10 protein-coding genes are annotated in these 12432 nt (G+C 40.8%); 3 read left to right on the plus strand and 7 right to left on the minus strand.

The window, feature by feature from the left end; all coding sequences use genetic code 11:
- Nucleotides 1-8 precede the first annotated feature (8 nt).
- The 3 genes from G7B18_RS16255 to G7B18_RS16265 all read right to left on the minus strand — a co-directional run bounded on the left by G7B18_RS16255 (nucleotide 9) and on the right by G7B18_RS16265 (nucleotide 2959).
- Nucleotides 9-998, minus strand: a complete 990-nt coding sequence (locus G7B18_RS16255; RefSeq protein ID WP_164111525.1) for a mannose-1-phosphate guanylyltransferase — start codon at nucleotides 996-998, stop codon at nucleotides 9-11.
- A gap of 24 nt (nucleotides 999-1022) precedes the next feature.
- The gene (locus G7B18_RS16260) at nucleotides 1023-1541 is read right to left on the minus strand and encodes a 3'-5' exonuclease (protein WP_164111523.1); all 519 of its coding nucleotides are present in this window, start codon (nucleotides 1539-1541) and stop codon (nucleotides 1023-1025) included.
- A gap of 137 nt (nucleotides 1542-1678) precedes the next feature.
- Nucleotides 1679-2959 carry a replication-associated recombination protein A gene (locus G7B18_RS16265; RefSeq protein WP_164111521.1) on the minus strand — a complete coding sequence of 427 codons (1281 nt, stop codon included), beginning with the start codon at nucleotides 2957-2959 and terminating at the stop codon, nucleotides 1679-1681.
- Nucleotides 2960-3121: 162 nt separating this feature from the next.
- Here G7B18_RS16265 and G7B18_RS16270 point away from each other — a divergent pair, with 162 nt between their 5' ends.
- On the plus strand, nucleotides 3122-4240 hold the full coding sequence (locus tag G7B18_RS16270; RefSeq protein WP_164111519.1) for a tetratricopeptide repeat protein: 1119 nt from the start codon (nucleotides 3122-3124) through the stop codon (nucleotides 4238-4240).
- Nucleotides 4241-4389: 149 nt separating this feature from the next.
- Nucleotides 4390-6510: a carboxy terminal-processing peptidase gene (locus G7B18_RS16275; protein WP_164111517.1), complete on the plus strand. Its 2121-nt coding sequence runs from the start codon at nucleotides 4390-4392 to the stop codon at nucleotides 6508-6510.
- A 76-nt stretch (nucleotides 6511-6586) separates the two neighbouring features.
- Here the strand turns inward: G7B18_RS16275 and G7B18_RS16280 are convergent, their stop codons facing one another.
- The 4 genes from G7B18_RS16280 to pgi all read right to left on the minus strand — a co-directional run bounded on the left by G7B18_RS16280 (nucleotide 6587) and on the right by pgi (nucleotide 11171).
- A complete protein-coding gene (locus G7B18_RS16280) occupies nucleotides 6587-7528 on the minus strand; it encodes a gliding motility-associated C-terminal domain-containing protein (protein WP_164123469.1) in 942 nt (313 codons plus the stop codon).
- Nucleotides 7529-7546: 18 nt separating this feature from the next.
- A complete protein-coding gene (locus tag G7B18_RS16285) occupies nucleotides 7547-8245 on the minus strand; it encodes a hypothetical protein (RefSeq protein WP_164123471.1) in 699 nt (232 codons plus the stop codon).
- A 21-nt stretch (nucleotides 8246-8266) separates the two neighbouring features.
- Complete coding sequence (locus G7B18_RS16290; RefSeq protein ID WP_164123474.1) at nucleotides 8267-9154, minus strand: hypothetical protein; 888 nt, start codon at nucleotides 9152-9154, stop codon at nucleotides 8267-8269.
- A gap of 367 nt (nucleotides 9155-9521) precedes the next feature.
- Nucleotides 9522-11171 carry a glucose-6-phosphate isomerase gene (gene pgi, locus G7B18_RS16295; RefSeq protein WP_164111507.1) on the minus strand — a complete coding sequence of 550 codons (1650 nt, stop codon included), beginning with the start codon at nucleotides 11169-11171 and terminating at the stop codon, nucleotides 9522-9524.
- A gap of 176 nt (nucleotides 11172-11347) precedes the next feature.
- On the opposite strand from pgi, the gene prfB reads away from it, so the two are divergent.
- Nucleotides 11348-12431 (plus strand): peptide chain release factor 2 gene (gene prfB / locus G7B18_RS16300; protein WP_164111505.1). Its coding sequence is split into 2 segments (ribosomal slippage): nucleotides 11348-11407 and nucleotides 11409-12431, totalling 1083 coding nucleotides; the frame shifts between segments, so codons are not numbered across the junction.
- The last annotated feature ends 1 nt before the right edge of the window (nucleotide 12432 follow it).

The raw sequence follows: 12432 nt of genomic DNA on the forward strand, positions 1-12432 counted from the left end.
AAATAATACTATAATAAGAGAGATGCTCCCTGCTCCAACTCTTCATAGAGATGCTTTACCTCTTGTGAAGCCTGCTTTTGAACCACCAAAATAGCATCCTCTGTATGAACTAAAATTGTATCTTGAACACCTAGAAAAGAAACATACTTGTCGGTACCGATCACCATATTACCCGCAGAATCAACAGCATGCCCTTTCTTCTTAAGGTAATCGTACAAAGAATCGTATGACCCCATATCGGACCAAACAAAATTGGATGGAATTACTTTAATCCGCTCACTACGTTCCATAACAGCATAGTCGATGCTCTTGGATGGAATTTTGGCAGACAACTCCTCCGACAAAACACCATGATGCGACGCTTCAAAAGCTTCCTTGGAAGTCCTGAACACCTTAGGTTCGAATCGAAGCAATTCTTCAAGATAAATCGAGGCTTTGAAACAGAATATCCCTGAATTCCATAAAAAATTACCCTTCTTCAAAAATTCCTTTGCCGTATCCAAATTGGGCTTTTCTCGAAAAGAAAGAACATAATTGTCTTCATATTCGATATAGCCATATCCTGTCTCAGGTCGATTGGGCTGTATACCAAATGTGACAAGATAGTCTTGCTTGGCCATTTCAATACCTTGCCTCAGCACAGCCTCATATTGCGGTTGATTCTCGATCAGATGATCCGATGGCGTTACAACAAGAATATCATCTGGATTACAAGCGAAAGCAGCAAAAGCAATCGCTGCAGCGGTATTACGAGGAGTGGCCTCAACAATAGTCTGACTGGTATCTTCCGGCAGGTAAGATTTGGCCAAATCAACATTCTGTATACTCCCGACCATAAGCGTACGATCCACAATCCCTTGATTCCGAGAGACGGTCAACTCAAATAGAGACTGCCCCTCAAATAAGGGAATATACTGTTTAGGACGCGACTTACGCGAGAGTGGCCACAACCTTGATCCGACACCTCCGGATAATACAACATTAACAATACTTGACATAATTATTTATTCTAATCCACTAAACTATGGTAGCAGTGTAGCAGGAATATGATCTTGTTTTAAAAATAATAAAGCTGATGCGCGTGCATCAGAAAGCGCATCATGATGTTCTAACGGAATCCCCATTAATTCACAACAGATACTCAACTTGGTTTTAACAAATCCCTTTTGCCTGTATATATTGCTGGTACACGCCCAGACCTCCGGCAAATGAAGGTTCTTGTAATCTAGACCGTAAAGTTTCATCGTACGCTGAAGAACAGCGCGGTCAAATGATTCATTATGTGCAACCATGTATTGTCCTGACAATAAAGGAGCCAAAACGGGATATAACTCCTCAAAAGAAGGCGCCCCTAGGGTGTCCTTTGGCTTAATACCATGTACACGGGTCGTTTGCCACATATATTTATTCTGTGGGGGCCGCACAAGGCTGTAAAATTCGTTGCTAATCTGTCCGTCAATCACATTGACAATACCTACAGCACACACACTCGTATAGTCCGACGTCGCCAACTCAAAATCTATCGCTGTAAATGTATCCATCTATGACAAAAGTATAAAGTAATCTGTTAATATGAAATATCCATGTGGCAATAGCTGCACAAACACACCTAAAAATACTTTGGATATTCCATATAGCCTTTAAAAACAAACTACCTATATATGAAATATCCATGAAACTAATAACCGTACTTATCTTTCCATTTTTCCCGCAAGGACAGTCGCAGTTTTTCTTCAGAAGCGTTACTTCCTGGTTCATAGAGTTTATTACCGCGAATCTGGTCAGGCATAAACTCCTGCACAACAAAATTTCCTGGATAAGCATGCGAATACTTGTATTCCGTGCCATAATCCAGCTCTTTCATCAATTTCGTTGGTGCATTACGCAAATGTAGCGGAACCGAAAGATCCCCAGTCTGTCGCACCAGTGCTTGTGCTTTATTAATCGCTTCATAAGAGGCATTGCTTTTGGCCGAAGAAGCCAAATAAGTTACTGCCTGTGATAATATGATCCTAGACTCGGGCCAGCCAATTACGTTAACCGCCTGAAAACAGTTATTGGCCAATAAAAGCGCATTGGGATTGGCATTTCCAATATCCTCTGAAGCCAAGATTAACAATCGGCGAGCAATAAATGAAGGATCTTCTCCTCCTTCAATCATACGAGCCAACCAATATACCGCGGCATTGGGATCTGACCCCCGGATTGACTTTATAAAAGCCGATATAATATCATAATGCTGCTCTCCAGTCTTATCGTATCGTGCCATATTCTGCTGAACCTGCCTAAGGACAAAATCATTCGTTATAGCCGTATTATAGGGTACCGCAGCATCCACGACCAGTTCAAATACATTCAACAGCTTCCGTGCATCCCCCCCCGAAAGACGCAGCAATGCGTCATACTCCTTAACCACTATGCGGTCATTTTTCAGAAATTCATCCTCGGCGATCGCCTTTTGAAGGAGAGCGATAAGATCCGCTGCTTCTAAATTTTCTAACACATACACCTGGCATCGACTTAAAAGCGCTGAAATAACTTCGAACGAAGGGTTTTCCGTTGTCGCTCCGATCAATGTCACCAAACCACGCTCGACAGCGCCCAAGAGCGAGTCCTGTTGGCTCTTTGAAAACCGATGAATCTCGTCAATGAATAAAACAGGTTGTTCTTGATTGAAATTCATCAATTGTTCTGCTTTATCGATCACTTCCCGAACTTCCTTAACACCAGATTTGATCGCACTGAGACTAAAAAATGGCCGTCCTAATTCTTTAGCTATTAAATAAGCTAAACTCGTCTTTCCTACGCCCGGAGGTCCCCAAAGAATCATTGACGGGATATTCTTTCGAAGCAATGCATGATGCAGCACAGCATCTTCACCAATAATATGCTGTTGCCCTACATAATCCTGTAATGTTTTTGGCCTTAGCCTTTCCGCTAAAGGTACGCGTGTCGCCATGATTGATTTCTTTACCTTACAAAGGTACGGAATTTGCAGAAAGGAGTTAACCCGACTACAGGAGTAAATACCTTAAGTGATCGGGTGAGACATAAGTAGTAGCTTTTTTGTTTTTCGATTTGGCATTCGTGAATACAAAGCTTTTTATCTAAGTTTGATTATATGATACAAACATACAGCATTATAAAATTGGCTATGCGATCTGTCGCTCTATTAGGAATAGGCATATGGATGGTAACTCCGGTATCAGCACAACAGAAAACACCCGATCCTTCTGGTTATATACAGAAGTATGATAGTGATTTTGATGGTATAGGCCCAAGAGTATATATACTCCCTGCTCCACGAACAAAAGAAGAACAGATAAGGGACAATTACATGGAAATAGCAAGCTTCCAAGACTCCATAAACAGGTCGCTACAATACCTACGGCTTCTTGAGTCCTGGAAAACGACAGGCAACAATGCTACTATTTTACAACTCATCACACCTGCCCCAAAAAACACGGCAGAATGGAATGCACTGATAGCCATCTACACAGATACCGACCAAAAGAATCCTGCTATCGCGACAGGTCTCCTCAATGAATATGCGAAAATTCGGATTCTCCAAAAAGAGACCAGTCAAGCGACAGGTATTCTTGAATCAGCCCTTCAAGAAGCATTAGCACAGCAAAATATTCAAGACATCGGTGTTATACAGTCAAACCTATCTTCGCTACTGGTATACAACAAAAACTACTTAGATGCCGGACGATATGAAGAAGCCTATTACAAACAGGCCTTAGAAATCAAAAGTATCATTGATCAAGCCAGTTCCTTAGTCAAAATTGCTTTGATACAAGCCTATGACAAAGATTACAATTCGGCAGAAAATAATATTATCCGTAAAGCTGTCCCCCTTTTCAACAAAGCTAAAGCATATGAAGGAAAGACTATAGCATGGCTCGTTCTTGCTGAAATATATCAGATGCAAAACAAACACACCGAGGCCCAGTGGTTTTTGATTCAGGCAAGGGATCTTGCTTTAGCGAAGAATTTTACAAACGACCTCGCTGAAATAGAATACATGTTGGCTTCTTCAAAATATATCCAGAAAAATCTCGTTATTTCCAAGAAAGAGCTAAACTTGGCTTTTGACCTGGCAACAAAAGAAGACAACAAATACCTACAACTCGCCATTGCGGAGAAATTGGGTCGAATAAATCTACAGCAAAACAAAATTGATGAGGCAGAAAAGCTGCTGGAAGACTATTGGAAGATTAGAAATGAGTTGTTTTAGAAAAGTTACACATTTTTTTGCCTGTTTGTGAATTAATTACGCCCAACAGATATTAGCATGTGTATTTTTTAACTATTTTTAGCCTTCGCAAAACGTGTGACAATTTTTGCGTTATATTTTAAACAATGAATCTTAACAAAACAATCTATATGTTTAGAAATTTAGTATTTGGATTAGCATTGATTTCCGTTGTAGCCTGTGGCTCAAAGCCTCGCGTCCAACTGGAAGAAGGGGGGATTAATATCAAACCGACCTTACAACATGAGGTAATTGCAAAAGAGGTGGTGGGGATATTAGAGAACTACAGTTATAAAAAGGTAAGCCCGAGTGACTCTCTATCCAACATCGTTTTTAACAATCTAGTAAAGATGATCGACCAAGGTAAAAATTACTTACTCCAGTCGGACATTGATGACATTAATAAATATAAAAGCAATATCAGTCAAGATATGAAAAAAGGAGACCTTTCTGCTCCATTTTATATCTTTAACATCTATTCTCAGCGCTACCTAGAAGCTATGGAATATGCTTTAACCCAAGTCGACGCCAAGCACAACTTTGACACAAATGAAAACTACACGAACAACCGGGAAAAATTAAACTGGTTCAAGTCTGAAAATGAATTAAAAGACCAATGGCGTAAACGCGTCAAGCTTGACCTTTTGAATCTCAAAATGGCAACGGCAGACGGCAAGAATGAAGATGAGAAACACAAAGAAACTCTTCGTAAAAGATATAACAATTTGATTTCTCAAGCGAAGAAAACAAATGCCAATGATGCCTTTCAATTGATTATGACATCATTCACGGACGCCATAGATCCACATACCACTTACTACAACCCATCTTTTGCACAAGCATTCAACGAAGGCATGTCTAACACACTAGAGGGTATTGGTGCACGCCTCCAAATGGAAAACGAGATGGTCACTATTAAAGAAATCATTGCTGGAGGCCCTGCTTTTAAAGAGAAAACCTTAAAAATGGATGACCGCATCATAGCGGTAGCGCAGGGTAACAACGGTGAATTTGAGGATATCGTAGGTTGGCGCCTAGATGCTGCTGTAGCAAAGATTAAAGGATCAAAAGGAACAATAGTACGCTTAAAGATCCTTCCAGCAGGACAAGATATATCCGCGCAACCCACCATCGTAAAGTTGACTCGGGAAAAGATTATTGTAGAAGAAGAGTCTGCTAAGAAAATAGTTAAAACTGTCAAGGGTGAAGACGGTAAAAATTACCGCATTGGGGTAATCAACTTGCCTAAGTTCTATATTGATTTTGATGGCTATCGCAAGGGGGACCCTAACTATAAAAGTACAACACGTGATGTAAGATTAATCTTAGATTCATTACGCCAAGAAAATGTAGATGCAGTAGTCTTAGATTTACGCAACAATGGTGGAGGGTCTTTACAAGAAGCGATCGAACTGACGGGACTATTTATAGACAAAGGGCCTGTTGTACAGGTGCGTAGTACAAACAATAGAGTGGATGTAGAACAAGACAAAGATGCAGGAGCAATATGGACTGGACCATTTGGTGTAATCATTAATCGCTTCTCGGCATCGGCCTCAGAAATCTTTGCTGGAGCTATTCAAGATTATGGCCGAGGTATTATCTTAGGGTCGACGACTTATGGTAAAGGCACTGTTCAATCTGCGGTGCAAATGTCCCGATTTATCAGCCCGACAAATAAATTATTAATGAAAGCGGCAGGAGTCGAAAAAGATGCGGACACACCTGCTGGAGCCCCTGAATTTGGACAGATCAACGTGACGATAGGCAAATTTTACCGTGTGACAGGAAGCAGTACCCAGCACAAAGGCGTGGATGCGGATGTGACATTCCCAACGCAATACGTTGCAGAAAAATTCGGTGAGAGCTCTGAGCCCGCAGCTTTACCATGGGACCAGATTAAAGGCACTACTTTTGGCCGCCTTGCTGATCTTAAAACAACCACACAGCAACTTCAGGATGCCCATATGAAGCGCATGGAAAAATCTCCAGAATACAAATTCTTACTGGAAGATATCGATGAGTTTAACAAATCAGATTCAATAGCTCAAATCAGCTTAAATCAAGATAAACTGAAAAAGGAACGCGATATAAACAAAGCTAAAAACAGAGCTCGGATTAACAAGCTTTTAGAGCTACATAATATGCCTCTTTGGAAAGAAGGTCAGCCTCAACCAAAAGTCGAATTTGATTTTATCCTAGACGAAAGCATGAATGTGATGAAGGATTATGTGCAGCTTGTAAAAAAGTAAACCCCTAAGCGGTAGATATTATAAAACGAGCGGTCAATTTGTACAAATTGACCGCTCGTTTCGTTAAAAAAATATCCTATCTGAGAATCGTGACATAACCTTTTATTACTTGATTTTTCTGGTTCTCCCGCTCTAACTCAAGAATATAAAAATAGGTACCCAAGCCTAGACCCTGTCCGTTCCAATCGTTCCGATAATTCTCACTTTGATACACCTCAAAACCATGGCGATTAAATACGCGGAGTTTCTTCTTTTCGAAAAGCTCTAGCCCCTGAATAACAAAACCATCATTCTTACCATCACCGTTGGGCGTGAAGACATTAGGAATTTGAAAGAAAACAATACGCACCTTAGCCTCCGATTCATTATTCAAAGCACTCCCACCCATCTCCTTTGCCGTCACTTTAGCCATGGTAATCACATCCCCGTCAGCAATACCTTTGACAGAAACCCAAAGCGACAAAGATTCCTTGGCTTTCAGTTCAGCTATTTTCCACAATAGCTGTCTAGAGCTTGTGATAAAATCGACCTCGCCGCCATAGCTACCGACAGGGTGTAGATACTCCAGACTCGCTGGAAGGTCAAATGTAACCCGCAAATCAGTTGCATCTACCAAACCGTTGTTTAAAACCATCAGTTGATAGTTGAACGGTTCGCCAAGCGCAACAACACCCTTCTCGGGCAGATTCCGAATTTCCAAATCAACGGTAACCTCACCTCCACCCGGATCTAGAATAATCTCTACAGGATCTGACATATCTGAATTACAACCATCGCCCAATGCAATAACTGTATAAATCCCTGGCTCTACGACCACGATTCGTTGATCATGCAAGCCATTGAGCGGTTCATTATTTTTAAACCAGATGTAAGACAAGGCATGTGTGGCATCAGCGCGTAATGTCACCTTTTTACCTTGAACAATATGCAAAATCTGCCCCTGCTGCGCCATGGCTCCTTTTGAAAGAAACAACAGCACAGTTAGGAAAAATCCTAAAAACAAAGGCAGGCTACGCATGTTTAATATTTTAAGAGCTTACCAGCTTTCGCCTGTTACTCCTTCAACCGTAATAACTGGTTTAGTTGGTTTCGCAGTGACAGTCACAGCTTCAACTCCACTTAAATTTGAACAATATTTATTAACACCAACCGAATAACCTATTCTAACTTTATAGGAAGTAGTATTTCCTGCTGTAAGGCCTATTGGTGTGTATGTAGCGCCCGTTGCACCAGATATTGCAGTCTCAGTCGTTCCATCGAAGGTATACCATTGGTACGCAAACGTCGTATGTCCATCTGTACTCGTCGCTGTTGCAGTAAATATCTTAGGAGATTCCTCACAGTAATCATCTGCCCCTGTAATAGAAGCTGTTAGCGGAGCAAATTTGTAAACCAATATTGTCTCCGGCAAAGATTCACAGGACTCATCAGAGATAGACGTGATATAAAAATATCCTGTAACTAAACTTGCAGCCGGAATAGAATTCCCATTTAAAACAACGGGTATTATGCTCCCTAAATTTGCCGGTAACACAGGCGTAAGGCTATGCCTGACAATCCATCGCGGATTAGTCCCAACAGCTGTTGAAGCTCCTAGATCATAATTTCCGGCATCGGCACAGAAAAAGACAACATCTGGTGTCGACGTGGTAACCTCCTGCGCTTGTACAGTAGCTGTGACTGCAAAAAAGAAAAGTAATAAAGCGGTTAGAATCTTGTTTAATTGATTTTTCATAAGTCTTATATTTTAAGGTTATTAATATTGTGAATTCGGAATTAGAATAATATTAGGCGCAGGCGGCCTAGGCTTTACCGTTACGGTTACAGCTTTTCTTGAAAGTTTAGCCGGATCTACGCCAGAGTAGGCAACATAATAAGTAACGTTATGAGTCAGTTTTGGTGTCAAAAAACTGGTTCCTGTACCAAGTAGCGTTCCTCCTGTAGCTTGGGTATACCACCTATAGTTACAGTCTGAAGAAGAAATCGGATTACTTATACTTAACAATGTAGACTCATTATGGCAAATCTCCTCATTATCCGTTGATATAGCTGGCAATTCAAAATAAGCATGATAAATTTTAATACTTCCTGTAGCTAACAAACCTAAAAGTCCATCGCTTACCAATGAGACCCTAATAGCATTAAAACAAGCAGGGGGAGTTACAACTAGATATTCTCCATTAAAACTTACATCACCATCGCTTAAACTAATGGCAGTTCCAGTCAAACTACTAGTATTATTACTAGCAGCATCCTTGTATACAGAGACTAGACCTTTTGTGACTAGGGCTAATCCTAAAAGACTAACACTTGTCGCATTATCTAATCTTACGAAGATCGATGTTCCAGCAGGTAAATTCCCCTCACTATTCGAGAATTCCAATTGATAGACAGAATGTTTAGGAGAGAGCGCCAAAAGCCCTGACATACTAATCTCACAATAATTACTATTAGTGGAGTTCGTACCTACAGCATTCTCTGGATTTTTAACGTACGCATGTACTCCGAATAGTCCTCCATTCCCAGATTCGCTAAACCCGTAGTTTGTAGCATAAACCCTTTGCCCATACACCTCCCTTTCCATTCCACAGAACAGCATTACGAGTACCAACGCCCATATCCAGCGTAGCCGATTTTTTTCCATACATCAATAGCACACAACTCACTTATGGGTAATTAAATGAGTCTAATAAAATTGTTTTTCACAGTTATTATAGTCAAAAGACATAATACAAAAGTCACTAAATGACTAGACAAATATATTGATTAAAAGGAAATAAAGTCAATATTAAACACAACATATTGATAAATAGTATGCGCTTTTTCAATTAAATATTGAAAGTCAACATTTAACCAAATCAACTTAATGTACTATTTTCTCACATTCGCTTATAAATACCCATGACACAAGGAAAAACTAATTCAAAAATTAGTAAAACAGGATACAAATACAAAAAAATGGCCTCGGTGAAGTTTTCGCCGAGGCCATTTAAAGCTTATTCTAAATAAAGTTAACCTCTCCAGCTCTTATATTGATTAATCAATCCGTTGGTCGAGCTATCATGGCTATTAATTTTGCTGTCACTAAGCAGTTCTGGCAAGATTTTACTTGCGAGCTGCTTTCCAAGCTCAACTCCCCACTGATCAAAGCTATAGATATTCCAAATAATACCTTGAACAAATATTTTGTGCTCGTACAATGCAATCAAAGTTCCGAGCGATTTTGGTGTAATCTTCTTTAACAAGAAGGAATTCGTAGGCCGATTTCCTTCAAAAACTTTGTAGTTCTTTAACTCGGCTATCTCCGCTTCACTCCTGCCAGCCAATGTAAGCTCGCTAACCACTTCTGTCTCCGACTTTCCATTCATCAGCGCTTCTGTCTGCGCAAAAAAGTTGGACAATAATAATTGATGATGATTACCAATTGGATTGTGCGAAATAGCTGGGGCAATAAAATCACAAGGAATTAATTTCGTCCCCTGATGGATCAGTTGATAAAATGCATGCTGCCCATTCGTTCCAGGTTCACCCCAAATAATAGGTCCAGTCTGATATTCGACCCGATTTCCACTGCGATCAATATATTTACCGTTACTTTCCATATCGCCCTGCTGAAAATAAGCAGCAAAACGGTGCAGATATTGATCATAAGGAAGTATAGCGTGGCTCTCCACGTCAAAGAAATTATTATACCATACTCCCAGTAGCCCCAATACTACAGGTATATTCTCCTCAAATTCAGCCGTCTTAAAGTGTTCGTCCGCTATATAAGCTCCTTCTAAAAGCAACTCAAAATTATCGAAACCGATTCCTAATGCAATAGACAGACCGACGGCTGACCATAAGGAGTAGCGACCGCCGACCCAATCCCAAAACTCAAACATATTTGCCGTATCCACACCAAACGTCGCAACGCCTGTCTCATTGGTACTTAGCGCAGCAAAGTGCTTTGCCACATCGGCCTGCTGCGCACCTGATTCTAAAAACCAGTCCTTAGCAGATGTTGCATTAGCCATGGTTTCTTGCGTTGTGAATGTCTTAGAGGCAATGAGAAATAAGGTCGTCTCTGGATTTAAGCCTTTTAAAGTTTCTACAAGATGGGTGCCATCTACATTAGAAACAAAGTGCATATTAAGCCGCGTCTTATAAGCCTTAAGCGATTCCGTAACCATAACAGGCCCCAGGTCCGAGCCTCCTATACCGATATTAACCACATCTGTAATTTCTAGTCCGGTATATCCACGCCATTCACCAGACAACACGCGGTTCGTAAAGTCTTTCATGTGCGCTAACACCGCCTTTACCTTAGGCATCACATCCTCGCCATCCACCAAAACCGGAGTACCTGACTGATTTCGTAATGCAGTATGCAAAACCTCACGTCCCTCTGTCACATTAATCTTCTCACCCGCAAACATGGCCTTGATAGCCTCGTCGAGCTTACACTCTCGCGCCAACTGAGACAAGAGTGCCATAGTCTGTTCATCAATTCTATTTTTAGAATAATCTAAAAGTATGTCTTCTAGGCGAAGAGAGAATTTTTCAAACCGAGCAGGATCGGACTCGAAAAGCTCTTTCAAGGTATGTTCATTAATAGAAACAAAATGGTCCGCGAGATATTTGTACGCTTGAGTTTGGGTAAAGTCGATTTTTGGCAACATAAGACTGCTATTTTTTTGCTACGATCAAACTTAGATAAAATGCTTGATATTCACCAATACGAAGATATTATTTTTAGTTATCGCTCTAAATAACGCAAATTCGCCAAGACTGTTAAGCATTTAATCGCGAACCATTAATCCTTAACCATTAACAATTAATTCTTACCTTTGAAACTATGACCAGAGAACAAATTCAGGACTTGAGGGATAGAGTAACTTCCCTGAGGAGGCATCTTTGACATCGATGCCAAGAAAACAGAGATAGCAAACGATACCGAGATCACCCTACAACCTACTTTTTGGGATCATCCAAAAGAAGCGGAGAAAATCCTCCATGGAATTAAGAACCTCAAAGTATGGACCGATCATTTTGACCAAGTAGCCGCTTCCGTAGAAGACGTCGGCATAATGTACGAATTCTTTCAATCCGGAGACGCCAGTGAACAAGAAGCACAAGAGCAATACGAAATTGCATTGCGTGATGTCGAAGAGCTAGAATTCAAAAATATGCTCAGCGCGGAGGAAGATCAATTGGACGCTATCCTACAAATTACCGCCGGAGCCGGGGGGACAGAATCTTGCGATTGGGCAGCGATGCTAATGCGCATGTATATTATGTGGGGCGAAAAACATGGTTGTAAAGTAACCGAGCAGGATTACCAAGAAGGAGAAGTGGCAGGTATAAAAACAGTCACACTACAATTTTCAGGAAATTTCGCCTACGGTTACCTGAAGGGCGAAAATGGGGTGCACCGACTCGTCCGCATTTCACCTTTTGATTCAAATGCCAAACGTCACACCTCTTTTGCATCCGTATATGTATATCCACTCGTAGACGATAATATCGAGATAGACGTTAAAGATTCCGAAATAGAATGGGATACATTTCGAGCTGGGGGTGCTGGTGGACAGAATGTGAACAAAGTAGAAACGGCTGTACGTCTACACCACAAACCGACAGGTATCATCATCAAAAACCAAGAGTCTAGATCACAATTGCAGAACAAGGAAAATGCTTTCCGATTACTAAAATCTCAATTGTATGAAATCGAAATGCGAAAGCGTCAAGAAGCAACTGCCGCTATCGAGGGTTCTAAGAAAAAAATAGAATGGGGATCTCAGATACGAAACTATGTACTACATCCTTACAAGCTGATCAAGGATCTGCGCACAAATAAAGAAACGTCCAATACACAAGCCGTCTTAGACGGCGATCTCGACGATTTCTTAAAAGCGTACTTAATGGAGTTTGGTGGGTAGG

Source organism: Sphingobacterium sp. xlx-130, from assembly GCF_011007405.1.
In the GTDB taxonomy this organism is placed as follows: Bacteria; Bacteroidota; Bacteroidia; order Sphingobacteriales; family Sphingobacteriaceae; genus Sphingobacterium; species Sphingobacterium luzhongxinii.